Raw genomic sequence first — 24,112 nt, 5'->3', positions numbered from 1 at the left:
CTGGACGGGGTGGTCGTCGGGGAGCTGCGGAATCCATGGATGCACCCCCTTCGTCGAGCCCACGTGCGCGAACGGGAGCTTCGCGACCCGCTGGGAGAGCAATTCGGCTCGCACCAGTTTCCGGATCTACTGTACGCCCGGTCCATCGTCCACGTCGAACCACGGCTGGACGACCGATTGCCCGAGCAACAAGGTCGCGACGGCGGTCCGGTGCATCACGACGAGTGCCGGGCTATACTGCACGCCGGAGGTCCGGTGCAGCACGCCCGGGGGGGATTGGGGTACCGGCTCGCCGTCGTCCCTGAGCCCGACCACGATAGGCACGAATCGATACCAGTGTCCCGACACCCCAATCACGGGGTATGGATACGTGGACCGCATCAACTCCACGGGTGGGGTTTGCGGCACGCTGTGGGCGCCGCTCCCCTGATGCGGCCTCCGGCCGTTCCCGTCGCGCAGGTCCCGGCCGCGTTCACGGCTGACCGGCGCGCCCGCCGGTAAACGCGGCTGGGGCGCCGCACAACCAGCCCTCGACCTCCGGCAACGACGGCGGGCCTCTCCTGGCCGAGCCGATCCGCCGCTCGACCCGCCTCTTCCCGCTCGATACAGGCGCACGTTCCCGCCGCTCGGTGAGCGCCTCGCCGGCTGATAGGATCGCGGGCCTCACCGTGAACGATCGCCGCGAGAGCTTCCAGGCCATTCCCCACGACGAGATCCAGCGCGCCGAGGACCGGTCGTGGACCGAGCGGCTCCTCGGCTGGCTGGTGCTGCCCGAGCGCTCCCAGGCCGAGCGGGACGAGATCGCGACGACCCTGGCGCGCGTCGAGGACCCGCGCGCGGCGGCGCGGCTCATGCGCATCGTGGAGGCGCGCGAGCTGCCCGAGGCGGCGCGCGAGGCTGCGGGCGCGATCCTGAGGAGCGCCGGGAATCCACCGGGCGGCGCCTGGCTCAGGGCCGCCTGGGCGGAGGGCGACATCGTGCTTCGCCGTCACGCGCTGCTCTTCATGGGGCGCGCCGAGGCGGACCTCGTCGAGCCGGTTGCCCGGGATCCCGCGCACACGCTTCACAAGGAAGCGATAGAGGCCCTCGCGCTCGGCTTCTCGGAGCCGCGCTTCCAGGCGCTGATGATCGCCGCCCTCGGGCACCCCGACGCGGGTATCCGCAAGGTCGCCGCCGACGCGCTTGTATGGGACGAGCCGGTCGCGGCGGAGGCGCCGCTCCTGCGCGCCGCCGCGGATCCCGCGGTCGACGTCGCCGTCGCTGCGCTGGAGACGCTCCACTATTACCCGAGCCGGCGCTGCCTCGACGCGGTCGCCGCGCTGTGCGGGCACCCTGACGAGCGGGTGCGCGCCGCGGCGGCCGCCTGCGCTTTCGAGATCCGCGAGGGGAGGTTCCGGTGGGCGCTCGAGCGCGCCGGGCCGGCCGAGCGGCGGTTTCTCCTCGCGTGGATGGAGCCGGTCCGGCATCTCCTTGGCGTTTTGGGAGACGATGACGCGCCGGAGGCGGACGATCCCGCCGCGCGCGGCCCCATCTCCTCGCCCGGCGGCGATCAGGGATCCGAGGCAGTTCTCGAGATGGCCGAGCTCCTCGCGCTCTATGCCGATCTCGACGGCTGCTGGGCGGAGAGGAAGCATCGGTTCGCGGACCGCTTCCGAGCAGCGGGCGTCGCGGCGGATCGCGGCGCAGCGGCGGCGTTCCTGGCGGGTCATCCGGATCCCTGGATCCGCGAGCGATCCGCGTCGCTCCTCGCCGCGTGGGACGAGCAGGAGGCCCTTCTCGGGCTCACCCGCGATCCTGCCTTCTACGTCAGGAAGAGCGCGATGTACTGCCTCGGCGAGCTCCCTGCGAACCGGGCCCTCGCGGGGCCCGCCTGGGAGCACCTGGGCGAGCTCGGGACGACAGGCACGCATGCCCTCGAGACCCTGAACACGTACGCGACCCATGCGCTCAAGGAGGAGGCCATCCCCCGGCTGCTCGCGCTGGCGCGCAGCGACGCGCGCGAGCCGGTCCGGTGCGGCGCCGTGGACGCGCTCGCGAAGCTCGGCGCGCACGCCGAGGTCGTGGCGCTCCTCCCCTTGCTCGCCGAGCCGCCGCAGATTACCTGGGCGGTTCACGTCGCGCTCCTCTCCGCGTGCGAGCGTCTCGGTCTCCACCCGGGACTGTGCGACGCGCTCAGCGAGGTCGACAACATCGATGTTCAGCTCGCGCTCGCGCCCTGGGCGGCGGGGTCATCCGTCGACGATTGGCCTTGAAGGAGAGCGCTGGATCGTCGAGCCACGAAGTGATTCCACCGCAGACTGCGAGGCGGCGGGGAGCTCGGCGACTGGCGCGCTCAGGGGCGCGAGCGACGGCCCTTCTGCGCCGGGCGCTGCGCGTTCATGCCGGCAGAAAGGCCTGCTTCGAGGAGAGGAGCGCGTCCATCAGGGCCTCCCGCTCGGCCGGCGGCTGCGCCGCGACCCGCTCCCACGCGTCCCTGCGGAGGCTCGCCTTGGCGAGGCGGAACGCCGCGGCGGGGCGGCCGCACGCCGTGGCGAGGACGCGGCGCGCTTCCTCGAGCGGCTCGGCGGAGAGCGCGTCGCCGACGCCCATGTCGAAGAGGCTCGCGGGGGAATGGAGCTCCGCGCCGAAGACGAGCCTCCGGAGCGCGCGGGCGGGAGAGGCGGTCCGGGCGATCTCGAAGGCGACGCGCGGGAAGGCGATGCCCACGGCGAGCTCGGGGAGACCGACCTTGTAGTCGCCGGCGCCCAGGGCGAGGAAGTCGGCGCACATCGCGAGCAGGAGCCCGCCCGCGATCGCATGGCCGTGAACGGCGGCGGCGAGCGGCTTCGGAAAACGGAAAGCGGCGCCGAAGGCGGCGTCGAAATCGTCGAGGAAGCTTCCAAGCCCCTCTCGGTCGAGCGACGCGACCTCGCGGAGATCGAGACCCGCAGAGAGGCAGTTGCCTGCGCCCCGGACGAGCACGCCGCGCGTGGCGTCGTCCTCCGCGAGCCGCTGGAAGACGTCGGCCAGCTGGCGGAGCACCGCCTGGTTCATGGCATTGACCTTCGGTCGGCTCAGCGTGACCTCGGCGATGCCGTCTCTGGTGAGCACCTCGACGAACTGCATGGAGAGACGATCGCCCAGAGACGAGCGCGGCGCAAGCTCGCTCGCCCTGGCCCCCGCGCCGCGGCCGTGGTGATCAGGCTCCGTGTGCGAGATCGCAGGCGATCCCTCCTGCAAACGCGGCGCTCTATCAACAGATGATCCACGCGCCGAACGAACACGCTTTCATGCCACAGCCACCCTGAGCGGACCTGTCAGAGGTCCCAGACGAGCGAGACGGGCACGACGCGCTCAGCATCTCCTGCAAAATTTCCGTGCTGCAGCCGCACGGTTCCAGCCCCCGGTCGTTCTTGACGCGGGATCGCGGTGAGCCCAACATCGCAGCATGCGGAACCCGTGGTGGGTGGGCGTGTTTGCGGCGATTGCGCTCGCGTCGGCCTGTGGGGCCCGGGATGCGCTCGACATCGAGGGACCGCCGGCGGAGGAAGGCGAGGTCGGATCGACGGCAGGGGCTGGCGGTGCCGGCGCCACGTCATCGAGCTCGGGCGACCCGGCGATCGGCGCGAGCGCCAGCTCAGGCGGTCAATCCTCGGGAGGCGGGCCGAGCGAGCCGGGCGTCGGTGGCGCGGGGGGCGCGGGTGCCGGCGGCGCGGGGGGCGCCGAGCAGGGGTGCGACCCGGCCCGCGTGGAAAGCGGCCCCTGGAATGTCAATCGCCAGGAGGATCTCGAGAAGCTGCGCGGCGTCACCGTGCTCAACGGCAGGCTCGACATCGGCGGCGAGGTCTCCGACCTGTCCCCGCTCGCGTGCCTGACGAGGATCTCGGGCCGCCTCGTGATCAGCGACACCACGCTGTTGTCGAGCCTCGACGGGCTCGACTCCCTCTCCTTCATCGGGGCGCGGCTGGAGGTGGCGCGGAACGCGTCGCTGCTCCGTCTCGGCGGGCTTCCGAGCCTGCAACAGGTCAAGGGGAACATCGAGATCCGTGAAAACCCGATCCTCGAGAGCGTCGCCGGCGTCGGGTTGACGTTGCACGAGGTGCACGTGGTCGACAACGATGCGCTCGATTCCTTGTCAGGCTTCGAGAGGTTCGAGGAGGGGGTGCTGCGGATCGAGGGCAATGACCAGCTCGTGTCGCTGGACGGGCTGCAGCGCTTCCGCCGGGGGACGCTCCGCCTTGTCGACAACGATGCGCTGCTGTTCTTGCCAGGCCTCGAGAGCTTCGAGCGGGGGGAGCTCTGGATCGAGGGCAACGACGGGCTTTTGACGCTGCACGGGCTGGTGAGCCTGCGCAGCGGGCAGATCAGCGTGATCGACAACGACGCGCTGATCAGCCTCGACGGCCTCGAGGCCGTCGAGGAGCTCGACGTGCTCGACATCTCCGGGAACGACGGGCTCCGCGAGCTGAACGGTGTCTCGCGGCTCTCGACCGTCGAGGACCTCGTGGTGGCGGACAACCCGCAGCTGACCTCGCTGTACGGACTCGACCAGCTCCGTCACGCGGGATCCATCTCCATCGCGCGGAACGAGCGTCTCCGGCACCTGGTCGGGCTCGGGGGGCTCGAGACCGTCGACGGTCTCATCATCACCGGCAATTCATCGATGGGCACGCTCACGGGCATGTTCTCGCTCCGTGGTGTCCTGTACGCCGTTGTCGAATCGAATCCCGAGCTGGTGATCGCCGACGCTCTCGCGCACCTCGGCTCGGACTCGAGCGAAGTGCAGTCGCTTTATTTCACCTCCAACCCCAAGCTCACCAGGATCGATCTCGGCGGCCTGACGCGCCTGCGAGAGCTGGTCATCACCGATTGCGGCTCGCTGGCGGACCTGTCCGACCTCGCCGGCGTGACCGAGCTGTCGGTGCTCTCCCTGGGCAATAACGCCGGACTCATGAGCCTTACAGGCGTGGAGCAGATCTCGGACCTCTCTCTGCTCGCGATCGCGAACATTCCCCGGCTCACGGATCTCCGGCACCTGAGCGGCCTCCGCAACGTCCGAAACGGGATCGAGATCGCCGCTAACCCCGGGCTCACCAGCCTCGACGGGCTCGGCTCGTTGAGCGAGGGCGACGGCGTGACCGGTGTCGTGAGGCTCGAAGGCAACGAATCGCTCGTGGACATCGACGCGCTGCGTGGCCTGGTCCGCGTGAACCAGCTCGCCATTCAGGACAACGACGCGCTGCTCGGGCTGACCGGACTCGAGGGCCTGGCTGATCTCGAGAGCCTCATCGTCGACGGGAACCGCTCGCTCGCGACGCTCCGCGGCCTGGGCGCTCGAACGGTCAGCGGCTGGATCGAGATCTCGGGCAACGAGAGCTTGCCGAGCTGCGAGGTCGAGGCGTTCGTGGAGCGCCTCGACTGGGTGCCCGACCGCGTGCGCGCGGCGGACAACGGTACCGGGACCTGCTCGCCCTGAGCCCGCGGGCATGGCCACGCTCTCGACAGCGCCTCTGTGCCTGGGAAGTACGTAAACCAGTTTGCCGGTGGCGACATTCCAGAGGCGCACGGTGCCATCGGGCGACCCCGAGGCGAGCATGTCTCGGCGCCAGCCGAAAGCGACCGACGTAATCCGTTTTTTCGTCTTGCCCTCAAGGACTCTCGCTGGCTGCTCCTACTTGCCCATCTCCCAAACGCGAATTGCGCCGTCGCCGCAGCCGGCTGCGAGGAAGGTGCCGTCTGGCGAGAACGCGACGCTCCGAACCCCGTCAACTGGTCCGCAGTGGATCCGGATGGGCCGGAGTGCCTCGTCCCAGGCTGCCCTCCGCGAACCGCTTCCGGTTGCCGAGTTCAGCCGTGCAGCCAATCCGCGCCCCGGACATCGGGCGCCGCCGATGTCGCATGTTCTCCCCCTCTCCGCGCCTCCGCCGCTCGGCAGCCAGCGACCGCATCCTCACTCACACGCCGCGCAGGATCGCCGTCCGCCCGCGAAGATCTGCCTATCCCCGCCAGCGCAGGGCCCCGATCCCCGAGCCCATTTGGGAAACGCTCCTGTTACCTTGGGCAGCGCTCCGCAGCGCACTGCGGGCGCAGGTTCGACGGCAGCGCCGGCACGCCGGCCCCTTGCTCCACCGCCAGCCGAGGTCCGGATCCACATGCAGCAGGACACGAAGAGCGCGCGCGTCTCGTTCCGTATCGACAACCTCGAAGCCGCGCTGGAGCAGGGGATCGACAACGAGGCGGCCGCGCTCGACGTGCTCGTGGCCGCGGCGGCCAAGGGGAGCCTGCACCCGGAGCTCTGGGCGAAGCTCCACGAGACCTCCGCCCGCCACGACCGGTTCTCCGAGCTCGCGTTCGCCTACGAGCGCCTCGTCGGCGAGCGGCGGTTCGGGATGCTCCCGCAGGCCGCCCAGGCCGAGGTCCTCGTGCGCGCCGCCGAGTTCCTCGCCGACTCCTTCGGCGACCCCGGCGGCGCTCGCCCCTACCTCGAGCGGGCGCTCTCCGTGCTGCCCTCGCACCAGGAGGCGTTCTTCCGGCTCGAGCGCATCCTCCAGGAGGCGAACGAGCCGGCGAAGCTCGCGGACCTCTACGCCCTCGCCGCGGGCCACCGCGCGGACCGCGCCGAGCAGCTGTCGCTGCTCCGCCGCGCGTTCGAGCTCGTCGACGTCACCGGAAGCGGCGCGAGCGACGAGGAGCGCGCGATCAAGCTGCTCCAGCAGATCCTCAAGGTCGACCCGGGCGACGCCTCGGCGCGCCGGGAGCTCGAGGCGCGCTACGCGCGCGCCGGGCGGCACCAGGAGATCGCGAGGATGCTCGAGCAGGCGCTCACCGCAGAGGGGCTGCCGGACGGAGCGCTCGAGATCCGCGGGCGGCTCATCGACCTCTACAGCGGCCCGCTCAAGGAGCTCGAGCGGGCGCTGCCGCACGTCGAGGAGGTGCTCGCGCAGAGCCCGGGCCACGAGGCCGCCCTCCGCGCCGGTGAGGCCCTGCTCGCGCGCAAGACCGTGCTCGTGCGCGCGGCCGCGGCGCTGGAGGCGGCCCACGCGCGCCGCGGGGACGACCCGGAGGCGGCGCGGATGATGGCCCTCCAGATCGAGAACCTGCGCGGGCCGCGCCGCGTCGAGGTGCAGAAGCGGCTCGTCGAGCTGCAGTTCCAGCGGCTCGGCGATCTCGCGTCGGCGTTCTCGCTGTCGGAGCAGATCCTCGCGGTCGACCCGTCCGACGAGGCGGTGCGCGAGCGCTTCGTCGCGCTCGCGTCGGCGCTCGACCGCCAGGCCGACGCGGCGCGCGTGCTCGTGCGCGCGTCGGCCGGCGCCAAGGACAAGCCGCTCAAGGCCCGCATCGCCGCCGAGCTCGGCGAGCTGTACGAGGGCCTCGGGGACGGCAGGAAGGCGCGCGCGTCGTTCCAGCAGGCGCTCGACGGCGAGCCCGACGACGCGGCCGCGCGGCGCGCGGCCCGCGGGCTCGCGAAGCTCTGCGAGCGCGAGCGCGACGCGCGCGGGCTCGCGGGCGCGCTCGAGCGGCTCGCCGAGGCCGAGCCGGAGGCCGGGGCGCGCGAGGCCGCGGCGGAGCGGCTCGCGCGCCTCTACGAGGAGGAGCTCGGCGACGCCGCGGGCGCGATCGCGGCCTACCGCAGGCTCGCGGAGTCAGGCTCCTCGCGCGAGCCGGGCGCGCTCGCCGCGCTCGAGCGGCTGTACGAGGCCACCTCGGCGCACGAGGGCCTCGCGTGGGTGCTGGAGCGGCGCGCCGAGGCGGAGCCGGACCGCCGCGCGGCGCGGGAGCTCGCCTTCCGCGCGGCCGAGCTGCGCACCCGGCTCGCGGATCTGCCCGCCGCCGTCGCCGCCTGGCGCCGCTACCTCGCGGCGTTCGGGGCGTCGCGCGAGGCGCACGCGCGGCTCATCCCGCTGCTCGAGCAGGAGCGGCGCTGGGCCGAGCTCGAGGCGCTCCTCGAGGCCGAGACCGAGCTCGCGGCCGGGCAGGACCGCGCCTCGGTGCTCGCCCGGATCGGCGCGATCCGCATGGCGCGGCTCGACGATCCGGCCGGCGCGATCGCCGCGTACCGCCAGGCGCTCGCGCTCGATCCGACCGACCGAGCGAGCCGGCTCGCGGTCGAGAAGATGCTGGGCGCGCCCCCGGGCAACGGCGCCGCCGGCGCGGAGTCGTCGCGGCAGAGCTCCCACCTGCTGCTGACCGACGATCAGCGGCTCGCGGCCTGCGCGGTGCTGGAGCCGATCGCGCGGGCGGAGAAGGCGGCGCCGCTGCTCGTGCGCGTGCTCGAGACGAAGGCGGAGCTCGGGCCCGTGGCGTGGGCCCCCGGCGCGCCCGCGCCGGCGCCGGCCGACGTGTCGGGCAGGCTCGCGGCGCTCGAGGAGGCGGCCTCCGTGGCCGAGCGCGAGCTCAGGGACCCGAAGAAGGCGCTCGATCTCTCGGCGCGCGGGCTCTCGCTCGCGACCGCGTACGCGCCGGAGCGGCTCGCGCGGTGGGTCGCCGAGGTCGAGCGGCTGACGGAGCACGGCAGCGAGTCCGCGCGCCGCGCGCCGGCGCTCGCGGGGGCGCTCGGGGATCGCGCGGTGGACAGCCCGGCGCTGTCGCACCTCGCGCGGCGCGCGGGCGAGGCGCTGCTCGCGAGCGGCGACGTGACGCAGGCCCTCGCCCTCTACCGCCGCGCGCTCGCCTTCGAGCCCTCGTCGCTCGATCTCATCGCGCGCGTGGACGCGCTCCTGCGCGAGCAGGGCAGCCCCGAGGAGCGGCTCGCGCTCTACCGCGAGGCGCTCGCGCAGCCGTGCGCGCCCGCGCGGCGGCGCGAGCTGCTGCACGCGATCGGCACCATCCAGCGCCGCGACGTCGGCGACCTCGCCGGGGCGGCCGCGACGTACCGCGCGGCCATCGAGGACGACCCGGGCGACGACGCGGCGTACGAGGCGCTGCTCGAGACGTACGCGGCGGGCAACGCGTGGAGCGCGCTCTACGGCGCGCTGGCCGAGCGGCTCCCGGGCGTGGCGCCCGACGCGCGCGTCGCCCACGAGCTGCGCATGGCGGACGCGGCCGCGAGGGGCGGGGAGGTCCCGAGCGCGGTCGCGCACTACCGCGCGATCCTCTCGAGCGGCGCGGCGCTCGACGGCGCCGCGCTCTCCGCGATGGAGGCGCTCGCGCTGTCCGCGGGCGACGCGGCGCTGCTCCGCGAGGTGCTCGAGCGGCGCGTCGCCGCCGCGGGCGATCCTCAGGACGAGGCGCTCTGGCTGGAGCGCCTCGGCGAGCTCGCGGCGTTCGGCATCCACGCGGCCAACGCGGCCGACGCCGCGCGCGCGGCGGACGCCCCGGCGGCGCAGGCCGCTCCGGGCGACCTCGACGCCGCGGTGACGGCCTGGCAGCGCGCCGCCGGGCTCGCCGAGGGGCCGCTCGCGGATCCGGAGCGGGCGCAGAAGCTCTACGAGCGCGTGCTCTCCGTCGCGCCGAAGCACCGCGACGCCGCCGCCCGCCTCGCGGCGCTCTACCGCGGGCAGGGGGCCTGGGCCCGGCTCGCGGCCGTCTGCGAGGTCCTGCTCGAGACGGCGGCGTCCGACGACGAGGCGCTCGCCGCGCTCGCGGCGCTCGAGGACGCGGCGATCCGGGCGCGCGCGACGTCGCGCTTCGTCGACGCCGCGCTCGATCTCCGCGATCGCATGAGCGCCGAGGGGGAGGGGGGCTCGGCCGCCGGCAAGGCGGCGGCGCGGGCCCGAGCGATCGAGGCGGCGCTCGCGCGCGTGCTCGCCGCCGATCCCGAGCGGCAGGACGACGCCGCGTCCGTCTACCGGCGCCTGCTCTCGCCACAGGACGACGGCGACGCCGCGCCGGGCGCGCTCGACGCCGCCGCGCTGGAGGCGTTCCGCGCGTTCCTCGCGCAGAGCGCCGACACGCTCGCTCGCCGCGTGGACCGGCGCTGGCTCTTCACGCTCCTCGTGGAGCGCGGGCACGAGGCCGAGCGCCCGAGGGCGCTCTCCGCGTGGGCCGCGTGGGAAGAGGAGATCGGCAACGGCGCGGCGGCTGCGGCGCTCTACGCCCGGCTGCTCGAGGCGGATCCCGAGAACGACGACGCGCTCGCGGCGCGGGGGCGCCTCCTCGCCGAGGTGGGGGATCACGAGGGCGCGGCGGAGGTGCTCGCGGCGCGCCGCGATCGGAGCCAGGGCAGCGCGCGCGTCGCGCTCGACGTCGAGCTCGCGACGCTCCTCTTCGATCGGCTGGATCGACCGGCGGACGCGCTCGACGCGGTCGCGCCCGCGATCGAGGCCGGGACGATCGGGCCCGCGGTGGTCGAGATCGCGCAGCGCGCGCTCGGGCGCCCCGAGACGCAGGCGCGCGCGGCGCTCCTCCTCGAGCGCGCGTGCGACGCGCTCGACGACCCCGAGGCGCGCGTCGCGCTGCTGGAGGCGCTCCTCGCGAGCTCGCCGGCGGACGCCGCGCCGGGCGCCCTGCTCGACGCGGGCAGCCTCGCGGCCGCGCAGCGCGCCGCCGTCCGCCGCGGCTGGTTCGAGCGCCTGCTCGAGCACCACGATCACGACGCGCCGCGCGGCCTCGGCGTCGCCCTGCGCGCGGTCTCCGAGCTGCCGGGCGAGCTCGCCCTCTGGGATCGCCTCGAGGAGCTCGGCCGCCGGGCGAAGCAGCCCGAGCGCGTCGCGGCCGCGCACGCCGCGGCGCTCGACGCGGGCGCGGCGCTCCCGCCCGACATCGTCGAGGAGATCGGCCGGCGGGCCGTCGAGCACCACGAGGAGTGGTTCGACGCGCCGGAGGCCGCCCTCGCGCTGCTCCGCCGGCTCGTCGAGCTCGTGCCTGGCTCGCTCTGGGGCTTCGAGCGGCTGAAGCTCGCCTACAACGCGGCCGAGCGCTGGGAGGACCTCTTCGCGCTCTACGACGGGATGCTCGAGCGCACCTCGGCGGCCGACGAGCGCGTCTTCCTGCTGGAGGACGCCGCGGCCGTCGCGCGCGACCTCGCCGGCGACGGCGAGCGCACGATGCGCTACCTCGAGCAGCTCCTCCCGCTCCAGGACGACGCGCGCACCCGCGCCGCGCTGGAGCGGCTCTACGAGCGGCACGGCAGGCACCGCCCGCTCATCGATCTCCTGTCGGCCGAGCTGCCGAGGCTCTCCGGCGACGCCGCGGATCGGCTCCGCGAGCGCGTCGCGCTCCTCTGGATCGAGGGCGTCGGCGACGCAGCGTCGGCGCTCCCCGTGGTCGAGCGGCTCCTCGACGCGCCCCCGGAGCCGCGCGCCGCCCGCGCGGCGCCGCGCCCCGTCGACGCCTTCGCGCTGCTCGAGCGGATCCTCGGGGCGCTGCCGCCCGAGCAGGCGCCCGGCGAGGCCGGCGCGCTCGCGGCGCGGCAGCGGTCGGCCGCGCTGCTCGCGGAGCGCTACCGCGAGGAGGCGAGGCCCACGGACCTCGTGCGCGTGCTCGAGATCCAGCTCGCGGGCGCCGACGCCGGCGACCGCCCGGCGCTGCTGCGCGAGATCGTGCGGCTCCGCCGCGACGCCCTCGGCGACGAGCCGGGCGCGTTCGCGCGGCTCGCCGAGCTCGTCGAGCTCAGGCCGTCGGAGGCCGGCGATCGCGCGGAGCTCGCCGAGCTCGCCGAGCGCCTCGGCCGGCACGATCGCCTCGCCGAGGTCCTCGCCGCGGCCGAGCCCCGCGCCGGCGACGCGCGGCAGGCGCTCTCGCTCGTGCGCGACGCCGCGCTCCTCCGCCGCGACCGGCTCGGCGACGCCGACGGGGCGATCGCGCTCTTCCGCCGGCTCTTCTCGCTCGCCGAGGCGAGCGGCGACGCGGAGGCCGCGCGGGACGCCGCCCGCGCGCTCGATCGGCTCTTCGCGGAGGCCGACCGCGTCGCCGAGCGGTGCGACGTGCTCGACACGCTCGCCGCGATCGAGACGGATCCGGCGGCGCGGCGCGAGGCCCTCGGCGAGCTCGCGCGGCTCGCCTCCTCGCGGCTCGGCGACGAGGCGCGGGCGATCGCGGCGTACTCGGCGCGCCTCGTCGACGACCGCCAGGATCTCGCGGCGCTCGACGGCCTCGCGGCGCTCCTCGAGGAGGGCGGGCGGTACCGCGAGCTCACGGCCGTGCTGGAGCGCCGCGCGGCCGTGCGCGGCGGCGCGGGCGGCCGCCGCGATCTCGGGCGCGTCGCGCGGCTCTTCGAGCGCGAGCTCGGCGACGCCGACGAGGCCATCGCCACCTGGCGCCGCATCCGCGAGGAGCTCGCGCCCGACCCGGAGAGCGGGGACGCGCTCTGCGCGCTCTACACGCGCGCGGAGCGCTGGGGCGACCTCGTCGCGCTGCTCGAGGTCGAGGCGTCCGCGGCCGGCGCGCTCCCCGGCGGGGCGGGCGCGGCGCGCAGCGTGGAGCTCTTCCAGCGCCTCGGCGACACGCACCGTGATCGCACGCTCGCGTGGGAGCTCGCCGTGAAGGGCTACCGCCGCGCGCACGAGGCCGAGCGGGACGCGCGCCGCGCGGGCGTCGAGGGCTCTGGCGGGGAGGGCGAGTGGGGGGCGGCCGAAGGCGAGCGGGACGCGCGCTCGCCCGGGCCGCGCGCGGGGCTCGAGGAGCTGCTCCGCCGCATCGACCCGGCGTCGGCCGAGCACCGCGGCGCGCTGGTCGCCGCCGTCGGCGCGCTGCTCGAGATCTGCGCCGACGCGGACGACTGGCGCGGCCAGATCGCGCTGCTCGAGCCGCGGCTCGCCGCGGCCGGGACGGACACCGAGCGGGTCGCCATCCTGAAGGCCTCCGCGGCGCTCCTCGAGGAGCGAGGCGCCGACCGGGAGGGCGCCTTCGAGCTCGCCTTCCGCGCGTTCCTCCTGTCGCCCGGCGCCGAGCCGCCCGAGGGCCTCCTGCGGCTCACGGACCTCGCGGGCCGCTGGCACACGATCGCCGACGCGCTGCCCGAGCTCGAGCGCCGCGGCGACGTCCCTGCCGCCACGCTCCGCGACCTCACGGCCCGCGTGGGCCGCTGGCACCGCGACGCGCGCGCCGACGAGGACGCCGCCGAGCGCGCGTTCGAGCGCGCGCTCCTCCACGACCCGGCGAACCGCGCGATCCTGCTCGATCTCGCGGAGCTCCTGCGGCGGCGGCGCGGGCCCTCGCTCGTCCCGACGCTGCTCCGGCTCGCCGCGGCGACCGGGCACGACCTCGCCCTCCACCGCGAGGCCGTGGAGGCGTCGCGCGACGCCGGCGACGCGGTGCGGGCCCGCGAGATCGCGGCCGGGCTCCTCGAGATCGCCGTGCAGCGCCTCGCCGACGCGGAGGAGCAGCCCCCTGCGCCCGGCGCGTGGCCAGCCTCGAGCGCCGCCCTCTGGGCGATCGACGCGCTCGTCGGCATGCTCGAGGGCGCGGGCGACAGGCCGCAGATCGTCGCGCTGTGCCGGCGCGGCGCCGCGCTCCCGTTCGCGCCGAGCGAGCGGCGCCGGCTGCTGCGCGTCGCCGCCGAGGCGGCGGAGCCCGGCGAGGCGATCGCCCTCTACGGCGGGCTGTTCGCGGACGATCCGACGGACGAGCCGGTCGGCGAGAGCCTCGCCGCGCTGCTCCGGGCGGCCGGGCGGCGCGAGGAGCTCGTGCGCCTGCGCGAGCGGCAGATCGAGGTCTCCGGCGATCTCGAGCGCCGCGTCGCGCTCCGCTACGACGCCGCGGAGCTCCTCGCGGACGCCACGCGCGCGTCCGAGGCGATCGCGCTGCTCCGCCGGAACCTCGCGGAGAGCCCGGGGCACGGCCCGTCGATCGACAGGCTCGCCTCGCTCCTCGAGGCGGGCGGGCTGCACCGGGAGCTCATGCTGCTCCGCGAGGAGCAGGCGGCGGCGCGCGGGTCGGCGGACGCCGGCATGGCGGCCGCCGAGCTCTGGCTCCAGGCGGCGTCCCTCGCCGAGCACGAGCTCAACGAGCCCGAGCGCGCGATCGCCAGCTACCGCCGCGCCGCGGACATCGGGTCCGTCGAGGCGCTCGACGCCCTCGCCCGGCTGCTCGCGCGCCGCGGCGAGCACGCGGCCGCCGCCGAGGCGCTCGAGCGGCTCTGCGCCGGCGCGGCGCCCGAGGAGCTGCACCAGGCGGCGCTCCGCCTCGCGGACGCGTACCTCGCCGCCGGCGAGGCCGATCGCGCCCGCGCCGCCCTCGAGCGAGCGCTGCCCCGCGCCGCGCAGCCCGCGCCGCTGCGCGAGCGGCTCGCGTACCTCTACCGCGCGTCGGGCGCGTGGAGCGCCCTGGCCGCGCTCATCGCGGGCGACGCCGCGCGCGCCGACGAGGCGCCGGCCCGGCTCTCGCTCCTCCGCGAGGCCGCTGACCTCTACCTCACGCGCGGCGGCTCGCCCGCCGCCGCGATCCCGCTGTTCGACGAGGCCATCGCGCTCGCGCCGGACGACCTCTCGCTGCGCCTCGCGCGGAGCCGCGCCCTCTCCGCCGCCGGCAGGACCGACGACGCGACAGCGGCCCTGCGCGGGATCATCGCCGACTTCGGCACCCGCCGCCCCAAGGAGCGCGCGCTCGTCCACTACGAGCTCGCCCGCGTCGCGCTCGCGACGGGCGATCGCGCCCGCGCGATGGCGGAGTTCGACCTCGCGCTGCGCGTCGACCCCGCGCACCCCGACGCGCTCCACGGCCTCGCCGGCCTCGCCCTCGAGGACGACCAGCTCGAGCGCGCGCACCGCGCCTACCGCGCGCTGCTGCTCGTCGCGCGCCGGCCCCGCGACGAGGGCGAGGGGCTCGTCGGCGTGCGGCGCAGCACGATGCCGCCGATGCGCTCCAGCGTGGGCCTCCCGCCTTCGACCTCGTTCAGCCGGGCCGAGGTCCTGCTCGCGCTCGGCGAGATCGCGCGCCGGCAGGGGGCGCCCGATCGCGAGGCGGAGTACGTCGAGTCCGCCTTCGAGGCGGCGCGCGAGAGCGACGCCGAGCACGAGAAGCTCCTCGCCGCGCTGCGCGCCCGCGGGCGCCACGACCTGCTCGCGCGCGCCCTCGAGGCGCGGCTCGCCGGCCCTGCCGAGGGGCCCGCCGAGGACGCCGCCGCGGCGCTCGGCGAGCTCGCGTCGCTCTACGAAGGCCCGCTCGATCGCCCGGAGCCCGCGCTCTCGGCCCGCCTGCGCGCCCTCGATCTCACGCCGGGCGCCGGCGCCGCGCACGACGCCGCCCTCGAGCTCGCGCGCCGCTCGGGCCAGACGCAGCGGTACCTCGACCTCGTCGAGCGGCTCGTCGCCCGGGCGGCGTCCGAGCCGTACGAGGTCGCGCTCCTGCTCCGCTTCGGCCGCGCCCTCGAGCTCTCGCCGGCCGATCAGGAGCGCGCCGCGGCCGTCTACCGCCGCGCGGAGGCGAAGATCGCGGCCGGCGCGCCCTTCTACGCCCGCGCGGGCCGCGACGCGGGCACCGACATCGAGCAGGTGTGGAGCTCGCTCGAGGCCATCTACGCGCGCCTCGGCGACCGCGCCGCGCAGGCGGACGTCCTCCGCAAGCGCATCGGCCTCGCCGACGCGCCGGCCGCCCCCGCGGGCGGCGCGGATCGCGCCGGGCCGCGGTACCGCCTGGCCGCGCTGCTCGCGGCGGACGCGGCGGACGTCGATCAGGCGATCTCGCTCCTCGAAGAGGCGCTCGACCTCCACGCCGATCCGGACCGGGCCGAGTCGATCCTGCGCGACGCGCTCCGCGCCGATCCGAGGAACCCGCGCGCGATCCGCCTCTTCGAGCGCCTCGCCCGGCAGAGCGGGCGGCCGCGCGCCCTCGTGGACGCGCTGCTGCTCCTCGCCGAGGTCGAGGGCCCCGGGGTCCTCGAGGAGGCCGTCCGCACCGCCCGCGCGCTCGGCGATCGCGGGCTGGCCGAGTCGATCCTGCTGCGCATCGTCGGCTCGGGCGCGCGATCTTCGTCCGATTCATCCGATCCGTCCGATTCGTCCGATCCGTCCGGCTCCGCGTGGGCGCTCGTCGCGCTCGCGGAGCTCCGCGAGGAGGCCGGCGATCTCGCGGCCGCCGCGTCGCTCTGCGAGCGCGCCGCGCGCGCCTCGGCGCCCGAGGAGGAGCGCGCGCTGCTCCTGCACGCCGCGGAGCTCGCCGCCGGCCCGCTCGCCGACCTCTCCCGCGCAGCGCGCCTCTACGAGGAGCTCCGCGCCCGCGAGCCCGCCGAGCGCGAGATCTGGACGCCCCTCGCCGGCGTGTACCGGCGGAGCGGCGACGCGGCGCGCCTCTCCGCGCTGCTCGAGGAGACGGCGCCCCTCGTCGACGATCTCGCCGAGCGCTGCGCGCTGCGCCTCGAGCGCGCGCGCCTCCTCGCGCGGGAGTCGCCGGAGGAGGCGGCGGCCCTGCTCCGCGACATCCTCGACGAGGATCCGACCCAGATGGAGGCCGCCATCCTCCTCGCCACCATGCTCGAGGAGGCCGGCCGCACCGACGAGCTCGGCGAGCTCTTCGCGCTGCAGCTCGACGCCGCCAAGGATCGCGCGGATGTCGCCTCGATCGCCTCGATCTCGATGCGCCTCGGCGCCCTCCTCGAGCAGCGCGGCGACGACCGCGGCGCGCGCGACGTCTATCTCGGGGCCGCGGACTGGGACGGCGCGAACCGCGACGTGCTCCGCGCGCTCGTGCGCCTCAGCCGGAAGCGCGACAACGCGGACGACCTCATCGACGCGCTCGAGAAGCTCCTGCGCACCGAGCAGGGCGGCGAGGCGGCCCAGCTCGCCCTGGAGCTCTCCGAGCTGCACGGCGCGCGCGGCGACGACGCCGCGGCGGAGGCCGCCCTCAAGGCCGGGTACGCCGTCTACCCCGCGAACGACCGGCTCCGCGAGGAGCTCGCGTCGCGCTACGCGGCCCGCGAGGCCTGGCACGCCCTCGCCGAGCTCCACGTGCTGACGGCGCACGGCGCCGACGGCGACGAGGCGCGCGTCGCGTCGCTCTGCCGCGCCGCCGAGATCCTCCGCGATCGCGCGGGCGACGCCGCGGCGGCGGCCGAGCTCCTCGAGCGCGCCCTCCGCGTCGCGCCCGGGGATCGCGACGTCTTGATCGCGCTCATCGACGCGTGCGGCGCGGTCTCCGACCACGCCCGCGCGGCCCGCGCGCTCACGGCGACGCTCGAGGCGAGCCCGGACGACCCGTGGCTTTACCGCGCGCGGGCCGAGGTCCACGGCGCGCTCGGCCAGGGCGACCGCGCCCTCGCCGATCTCGAGCGCGCCTACGCGCTCGGCGGCGCCGAGTACGCCAGCGAGCTCGTCGCCGAGCTCGAGCGGGCGCTCGCGCGCGCGGACCACGCGGGCGCGCGGTCCGCCGAGGCCGAGGCCGGCGGCACGCTCAGCGAGGACGCGGCGGGCGCCGCCTCGCCGCGCGCGCTCCGGCTGCGCCTCGCCGAGATCCTCGCGCGCTCGGGCGACGTCGAGCGCGCGCGCGCCCACCTCGGCGATCTGCTCCACGCCGACTCCAAGGACCGCGCCGCGCTCAAGGCGCTCGCCGGCCTCGAGGAGTCCGCCGCGCGGTGGGACGCCGCGAGCGCCGTCTACCGCAGGCTCATCGCGCTCGAGGAGGGCGACGCCCTCGTCGCCACGGCGCTCCTCCTGGCCGGCACGTGCGCGCGCGCGGGCCACCTGGGCGACGCCCGCGGCGGGCTCGAGCGCGCGCTCCGCGCCGCGCCGGGCAATCCCGAGATCCGCGATCGCCTGCGCGCGCTCTACGCGGAGATCGGCGCGAACCGCGAGCTCGCCGCCATCACGCTCGAGGACGCCGCCGCGGCGTCCGACGTGGCCGGCCGCTTCACGCTCCTCGTCGCCGCCGGCCGCCTGCTGCTCGACGTCGGCGACGCCGCGCAAGCGGCCGCGGCGCTCCGGGAGGCGCGCTCCCTGCGCCCTGAAGATAACGAGGTTGCCCTCCTGCTCGTGGACGCGCTGATCGCCGCGGGCGACTCGAGAGAGGCGCGCGCGGTCACCGCCGAGCTCATCGTGGCTGCCAAGGGGCGCCGCTCGCGGCACCTCGGCGCCGTCTACCACCGCGTCGCGCGGATCGAGGACGCCGAGGGCAATCTGCACGAGTCGCTCACGGCGCTCACGAGGGCGCTCGAGAACGATCCTCAGAACGGCGAGATCGCCATGGAGCTCGGCGAGAGCGCGCTCGGGCTGGGGGAAGAGGACATCGCCGCGCGCGCTTACCGCGCGGTCACCCTGATGAAGATTTCCCCCGAGCCCGGCGAGGGAGGCACGACGCCCGCCGCGCGGGCGCTCGCCTATTACCACCTCGGGGCGATGGCGCTCGCGGCCGGCGACCGACGGAAAGCGCGCCTGATGCTCGACAAGTCCGTCTCGGAGGACGGCTCGCTCGAGGCGGCCCGGGCGCTCCTCGACGAGCTGCGCGCCGGCTGAGGGCCTGTCCCGCGCGTCTCCGCGGGTATGCCCAGGTCGCGGCGGCCGCCTCCGCGGCCGCCCCAGGCGGCGCGCGCCGGGGCGTGGAGCGCGCAAAACCGCGCGACTCCAGGCGTTTTTTGACGCTCTCCGGCCCGCTACGGCGCCGCGCCGCCGCCCTTCCCGGCGGCTGGTTGCCCCTCTGGCGCGCCGCTCCGGCGCGGTCTTTCAGGGGTCCGCGCGATGCCCCGTCTCAGAAATCGCTATTTCTCCCCGCAGTTTTGTCTTTTTTTGTCCTGTGTCGTGTGTAAGGTTCACTGAGGCTGTGCGCGGCGAGGTGTCGCGCGCGAGCTCATGTCCGAGGAGAGTGCCATGGCAAGTAAGAAGACGGCCGGGGGCGGCGCGAAGAAGACGTTGAGCAAGAGCGGCCTGATCCAGGCCATCACCGAAGCTGCCGGTGATGAGCTGAGCCGCAAGCAGGTCAAGAACGTTCTCGAGTCCCTCATCACGATCGGTCATCGCGAGCTGAAGAAGTCGGGCGTGTTCACGCTGCCCGGCTTCGCGAAGTTCCGGGTGGTCAAGCGCCCTGCGACGAAGGCGCGCCAGGGGATCAACCCGTTTACCAAGCAGCCGATGACCTTCGCCGCGAAGCCGGCGAGCAAGTCGGTCCGCGCTCGGCCGATCAAGGCCATCAAGGACGCGCTCCTGTAGTCTTACGGGATCTCCCAGCGGAGCGCAGGGCGGCCACGGCGACGTGGCCGTTCTTGCTCCATGGCCTCGGCACGCCGTCGCCGGGGCGGCGGAAGGGCGCCCAGCGCGCGCAGCGGGGCGGCTCGCGCGGCGCCGGCGACGCGCGCCGCCTCCGGGGGGGCCCGGGCGGCTCGATGCCGCCGCCGCCCCCGCGGCGAGGTCAGCTCACTTCTTGCGGCTGTAGGCCTGCGCCGCCACCGGTCCCGAGCCGGTGCGCGCCTTGACAACCAGCTTGGCCGTCGCCGCGATGGGGAACGGCCATTGGTAGCAGCTCTGCTTGGCTCCGATGGCGGCAGTCGGGCCGGTGTCCGAGTCGACGGCGAGCACCGGTTTCAGGTTGAACGCAGCGAGCCCTGGCTGTCCTCCGGCGTTCAGATCGAGCTCCAGCTGGACGTCCACCTCGGTGACGGTGGGGAGCGCCTGCGCCAGGAACGTGTAGCAATTGCCCGGCTGGAGCATGAAGGTCTGCCCAGAGGCCGTCTGTCCCTCGGGCACCACGCTGCAGACGGGCGCCCCTTCCGGCTGCATCTTCGGCGCCTCGCCGGCGGCGCGGCCCTGGAACATGGTGGTCATCGCGAGCGACTGGACTCCATCGCAGGGCGCCACCGTGGGCGCCGCGACCGGGGGCAAGCCGGCGTCCGGGGGCGGCACGGACGCTGTCGGCTGCGGGGGCGGCGGCGGCGTCCCCGCGTCCGGGGCGTCGTCCGCGAACTCCGACTCCTTGCTGCTGCCGCCGCAGCCCAGCGCTGCCACCGACAGCGCCAGGAGCACTGCTGAACCCAACGACCTACCCGTCACCGTCATCTGCGGCCTCCTCGCGCACAGCCCTGCCGCACGCCGCGGCCCCTCGTTGGGACAGCTGTGCTCGCGGCGCTCATACACCCGCCAGGGGGCGGGGGCTATGTGCGAGCGTCTTGCGCGGCCGCGCCGCCGGCGCAAGCCTGCAGGCAAGCTGGCGCGGGCGTTCGGGTGTTCGCGCCGCTCAGCCGCCGGACTCGCCCACGAACTCGCGCAGGATGCACATGCGCGCAATGAGCAGCGCCTCGGGCCGGATCGCCTGATCGAGGTACGCGGCGGAGTTCGCCTCCACCAGCGACTCGCGCAGCATCCCCTGCTCCAGGAACGTGACCGCGCGTCCGAGGTGCAGCCGCGCCCTGTCGGCCGCGAGCCCCATGCCGGCGCTCGCCAGCATTTCTCGTTCCAGGAACCACTGAGCAAACTCTCCGGGACGATCGAGCTTCGCTCGGGAGCCGTGGTCGGTCATGCCGTAGGCTACCTCACTTTTGGGCCCCGGCCAGCCGCGCCTGGCCGCAATAACCCGGGAAATCATGGCAGAAACAGCATCAATCCGTCGGATGGACGCGATGAAAGCGAGGGCGTGCCACGTCCAAAGCGACATCCGGCGGACGGACCTGGAGCTCGGTTGAGCGGGCTTCGGGGGGCGCGCCGGGGAGCTCCCCGCGAGCCACCCGTTGCGTCGCGAGCCCGTCAGTGAGATTGAACGCGGCGTTCTGCCGGAAATTCGAGGAGGTTCTTTTGCTCCGTACGATTGGCGTCCTGCCTGCCCTGGTCCTCACCGCTGCCCTCGCTGCTGGTTGTCAACAGCGGGAGGCGTCCACGCCGCCGCCGAACTACGCGAACCAGCCCCCGCCCGGCTACTACCAGCAGCCCGGGTACCAGCAGCCGGGGTATCAGCAGCCGGGGTATCAGCAACCCGGGTACCAGCAGCCGGGGTACCAGCAGCCCGGGTACCAGCAGCCGGGGTACCAGCCCCCCCCGACGCAGCCGGCCCCCACGCAGCCGGCCCCCACGCAGCCTGCTCCGACGACGACGCAGCCTGCCCCGACGGCGCAGCCTGGCGGCTTTCCCTGGCCGTTCCCGCTCCCTGGCCAGCAGACCGGCGGGACCGGCGGGCAGCAGCCGGCCCCGAGCGGCGGGACTAGCTCCGGCAGCGCCTCGGCGATCGATCCGAACCTCGCCTCCGCCGCGACGATCCCGCTGAACAACCTCGCTGCGACCGAGGCGCCCGGCATGACGAAGGAGGGAGGGCCGATCGCGGGGCAGTTCAGCGCCGGACAGACCCTCGAGCAGCAGATCCAGCTGATGCCCGGCAAGTGCTACACGATCGTCGGTGTCGGCGCGGGGATCACCGAGCTCGACATCAGCTTGGTCGCGCTCACCCCGATCCCGATGGGCTCATCGGTGCTGGCGCAGGACAACTCGAGCGGCTCGAACGCCGCGCTCGGCGGTCGGGGCAACTGCTACCGCTGGTCGCTCCCCGTCGGCATCAACGCCAAGTACATCGTGAAGGCCACCTCCGGCTCGGGCGTCGCCGCCGCGCAGCTTTACGTGAAGTGACGCCGCCAGGACGCCGAGGACGCCGGGAGATCGCTCTCCCCGGCGTCCTCGGGTATCGGCCACAAAAGCGCCGAGGACGCCAGGAGATCGCTCTCCGTGGCGTCCTCGGCCGCAGCGCCGCGGCTCGCCGCAGGTTTGGCTAGAGCCGGATGCCGGGCGCCGGGAAGCCGCGGCAGAGCTCCGCGACCTCGGCGGCGATGCGCGCGATGCGCGCCTCGTCGTTCACGTTCTGCGCCACCTCATCCATCCACGCCGCGAGGCGCTCCATCTCGGCGACGCCCATCCCGCGCGACGTCACCGCCGGCGTGCCGATGCGGAGCCCCGACGGGTCGAACGGCTTGCGCGGATCGAACGGGATCGAGTTGTAGTTCGCCACGATGCCCGCGCGATCGAGCGCCTGCGCGTACGGCTTGCCCGCGATCCCCTTCGGCGTCATGTCGATCAGCAAGAGGTGGTTGTCGGTCCCGCCGGTGATGAGCCGGAAGCCGCGCGACTCCAGCGCGCGCCCGAGCGCCTGCGCGTTCACCACGATCTGCCTCGCGTAGGCCCGGAACCCTTCCTCCGAGGCCTCCTTCGCCGCGACCGCGATGGCCGCGGTCGTGTGGTTGTGCGGACCGCCCTGGAGGCCGGGGAACACCGCCTTGTCGATCGCGCCCGCGTGCTCCTTCTTGCAGAGGATCATCGCGCCGCGCGGGCCCCGGAAGGTCTTGTGCGTCGTCGACGTCACCACGTCGGCGATGCCCACCGGCGACGGGTGCACCCCCGCGGCCACGAGCCCCGCGATGTGCGCGATGTCCGCCGCCAGGATCGCCCCCACCTCGTCGGCGATCGCCCGGAACGCGGCGAAGTCGAGCGTGCGCGGGTACGCCGTCGTCCCGCACCAGATGAGCTTCGGCCGGTGGGCGCGCGCCAGGTCACGGACCTGATCCAGGTCGATGCGGTGATCGCTCTCGCGAACCCCGTACGGCACGCTCTTGAAGTACTTCCCGGTGATGCTCACCGACCAGCCGTGGGTCAGGTGCCCGCCCGCGGGCAGGCCGAGGCCCATGATCGTGTCGTTCGCCTGCGCGAACGCGAGGTAGACGGCCAGGTTGGCCGGGCTCCCGGAGTAGGGCTGCACGTTCACGTGGTCGGCCCCGAACAGCTTGGCCACCCGCGTCCGCGCGAGCTCCTCGACCACGTCGACCTGCTGCTGACCCTCGTAATACCGCTTGTGCGGGTACCCCTCGGAGTACTTGTTCGTCAGCACCGAGCCCGTCGCCTCGAGCACCGCCCGAGACACGTAGTTCTCGCTCGCGATGAGCCGGAGCGTGTCCGCTTCCCGCCGCTCTTCCAGGCGGATCAGCTCGGCGATCTCCGGATCGACCTCGTTGAGCGCCCGCAGGCCCTGCACTTCGCTTGTCACGCTCATACCTCGAACTCCCCGCGTGTGAGGATGTCGGTGACGCGCCAGAGGAACGAGTTCGCCAGCACCCCGTCGATGATGCGGTGGTCGTACGACAGCGCGAGGAACATGACCGGATGGATCGCGATCGAGTCCTCCTTGTCCTTCGTGACCACCACGACGCGCTTCTTGATCTCCCCCATCCGGAGGATGCCCACGTTCGGCTGCGAGATGATCGCGCCGCCGAAGAGGTTCCCCTTGAGGCCGGGGTTCGAGACCGTGAAGGTCGTGTTCGCGAGATCGTCGGCCGTGATCTTGCCGGACTTCGCGCGCCCGGCCAGCTCGTCGATGCTCCTCGCGATGCCCCGCAGCGACAGCTCGTCCGCGTGCTTGATGCTCGGGACGATGAGGCCGCCGGGCGTGTCCACCGCCACGCCGAGGTTGACGTCGCGCAGCACCACGTACGAGTTCTCGAGCACTCGAGCGTTGAACTCCGGGTGCTCGCGCAGCGCGCGCACGGCCGCGGCGCAGATGAAGGACAGGAACGTCAGCGACACGCCCGCCCGCTTGAACTCGTCCTTGTGGAGGTCGCGCAGCTTCGACGTCTCGTGCAGGTCGACCTCGGCGACCGTCACCACGTGCGGCGACGTCACCTTGGAATAGACCATGTGGTCGGCGGTGATGCGGCGGCGCCGGCTGAAGGGCACCACCTTGTCGCCGGGCTTCGGGGAGTAGGGCGGCACCTTGTACGCGCCGTACCCGACGCCGGGCACCGGCGGCACGAACCCGCCGCTCGCCTGGATGAGCTGCGAGAGCTCCGCGGCCGCGCTCGCCGGCTGGGCCGCCGCGCTCGGCTGAGGCGCCGGCTCGGCCGACGCGCCGTGCGCCGCGCGCATCACGTCGTCGCGGGTGATCCGGCCGTGATCGCCTGTCCCGTGCACGTCGCGCAGGTCGACGCCCGACTCGCGCGCGAGCTTCTTCGTCGACGGGCTCGTCAGGGGGCGGGCGCTCTCGTCGTGTCCGTTGCTGCCGGGCGCCGGCGCGGCGGGCCGCGCTTCGGACGGCGCCGGCGGCGCGCTCGCGCGCTGGGCCGTCGTCTGGGCCTCGCCCTGCGCCGTCTCGTCGATCCGACAGAGCAGACCTTCCTTGGCGACGACGGTGCCCTCGGCCACCGCGATCTGCGAGACACGACCCGCGACGGGCGCCGGGATCTCCGTATCGGCCTTGTCGGTCGCGACCTCGAGCAGCGGCTGCTCGCGCTTGACGAAATCGCCCTCGCGCACGAGCCACCTCGAGACGGTTCCCTCGACCACGCTCTCACCGAGCTGTGGCATGCGGA

General features: G+C 74.7%; 12 protein-coding genes and 1 pseudogene. 5 read left to right on the top strand and 8 right to left on the bottom strand.

The window, feature by feature from the left end:
- Positions 1-126: 126 nt before the first annotated feature.
- Positions 127-324 (bottom strand): hypothetical protein, encoded by a 198-nt coding sequence (locus tag WMF34_RS33695; RefSeq protein WP_437990368.1) that lies wholly within the window; start codon positions 322-324, stop codon positions 127-129.
- A 344-nt stretch (positions 325-668) separates the two neighbouring features.
- On the opposite strand from WMF34_RS33695, the gene WMF34_RS33690 reads away from it, so the two are divergent.
- Positions 669-2,252: a HEAT repeat domain-containing protein gene (locus tag WMF34_RS33690; RefSeq protein ID WP_157907084.1), complete on the top strand. Its 1,584-nt coding sequence runs from the start codon at positions 669-671 to the stop codon at positions 2,250-2,252.
- A gap of 124 nt (positions 2,253-2,376) precedes the next feature.
- On the opposite strand, the gene WMF34_RS33685 is transcribed toward WMF34_RS33690, so the two are convergent.
- Positions 2,377-3,105, bottom strand: coding sequence for an enoyl-CoA hydratase/isomerase family protein (locus WMF34_RS33685; RefSeq protein WP_044969704.1), 729 nt, complete (start codon positions 3,103-3,105; stop codon positions 2,377-2,379).
- A 322-nt stretch (positions 3,106-3,427) separates the two neighbouring features.
- Between WMF34_RS33685 and WMF34_RS33680 the strand changes: the two genes are divergently transcribed.
- On the top strand, positions 3,428-5,455 hold the full coding sequence (locus WMF34_RS33680; protein WP_437990367.1) for a leucine-rich repeat domain-containing protein: 2,028 nt from the start codon (positions 3,428-3,430) through the stop codon (positions 5,453-5,455).
- Positions 5,456-5,542: 87 nt separating this feature from the next.
- On the opposite strand, the pseudogene WMF34_RS33675 reads toward WMF34_RS33680, so the two are convergent.
- Positions 5,543-5,635: pseudogene (locus WMF34_RS33675) on the bottom strand (hypothetical protein); the annotation flags it as partial.
- A gap of 15 nt (positions 5,636-5,650) precedes the next feature.
- Positions 5,651-5,842 carry a WD40 repeat domain-containing protein gene (locus tag WMF34_RS33670; protein ID WP_157907083.1) on the bottom strand — a complete coding sequence of 64 codons (192 nt, stop codon included), beginning with the start codon at positions 5,840-5,842 and terminating at the stop codon, positions 5,651-5,653.
- A gap of 289 nt (positions 5,843-6,131) precedes the next feature.
- On the opposite strand from WMF34_RS33670, the gene WMF34_RS33665 reads away from it, so the two are divergent.
- Both WMF34_RS33665 and WMF34_RS33660 read left to right on the top strand, forming a co-directional pair.
- Entirely contained in the window at positions 6,132-18,302 is a 12,171-nt protein-coding gene (locus tag WMF34_RS33665; protein WP_437990366.1) for a tetratricopeptide repeat protein, read from the top strand.
- Positions 18,303-18,653: 351 nt separating this feature from the next.
- Positions 18,654-18,992: an HU family DNA-binding protein gene (locus WMF34_RS33660; RefSeq protein WP_012239209.1), complete on the top strand. Its 339-nt coding sequence runs from the start codon at positions 18,654-18,656 to the stop codon at positions 18,990-18,992.
- 204 nt (positions 18,993-19,196) lie between these two features.
- On the opposite strand, the gene WMF34_RS33655 is transcribed toward WMF34_RS33660, so the two are convergent.
- Entirely contained in the window at positions 19,197-19,814 is a 618-nt protein-coding gene (locus tag WMF34_RS33655) for a hypothetical protein (RefSeq protein WP_231864382.1), read from the bottom strand.
- A gap of 199 nt (positions 19,815-20,013) precedes the next feature.
- Positions 20,014-20,295: a hypothetical protein gene (locus WMF34_RS33650; protein ID WP_012239207.1), complete on the bottom strand. Its 282-nt coding sequence runs from the start codon at positions 20,293-20,295 to the stop codon at positions 20,014-20,016.
- Between the two features lie 272 nt (positions 20,296-20,567).
- Between WMF34_RS33650 and WMF34_RS33645 the strand changes: the two genes are divergently transcribed.
- A complete protein-coding gene (locus WMF34_RS33645; RefSeq protein ID WP_437990365.1) occupies positions 20,568-21,389 on the top strand; it encodes a hypothetical protein in 822 nt (273 codons plus the stop codon).
- Positions 21,390-21,528: 139 nt separating this feature from the next.
- Here the strand turns inward: WMF34_RS33645 and glyA are convergent, their stop codons facing one another.
- Positions 21,529-22,800 (bottom strand): serine hydroxymethyltransferase, encoded by a 1,272-nt coding sequence (glyA, locus tag WMF34_RS33640; RefSeq protein WP_012239205.1) that lies wholly within the window; start codon positions 22,798-22,800, stop codon positions 21,529-21,531.
- Positions 22,797-24,107 (bottom strand): dihydrolipoamide acetyltransferase family protein, encoded by a 1,311-nt coding sequence (locus tag WMF34_RS33635; RefSeq protein WP_437990364.1) that lies wholly within the window; start codon positions 24,105-24,107, stop codon positions 22,797-22,799. The genes glyA and WMF34_RS33635 overlap by 4 nt, the downstream gene beginning before the upstream one ends.
- Between the last annotated feature and the right edge of the window lie 5 nt (positions 24,108-24,112).

Origin of the sequence: Sorangium sp. So ce145 (assembly GCF_051525985.1) — a bacterium.
In the GTDB taxonomy this organism is placed as follows: Bacteria; Myxococcota_A; Polyangia; order Polyangiales; family Polyangiaceae; genus Sorangium; species Sorangium cellulosum_B.
Note: the sequence above shows the minus strand (reverse complement) of the source record. Positions and strands in the feature narration are given on the sequence as shown.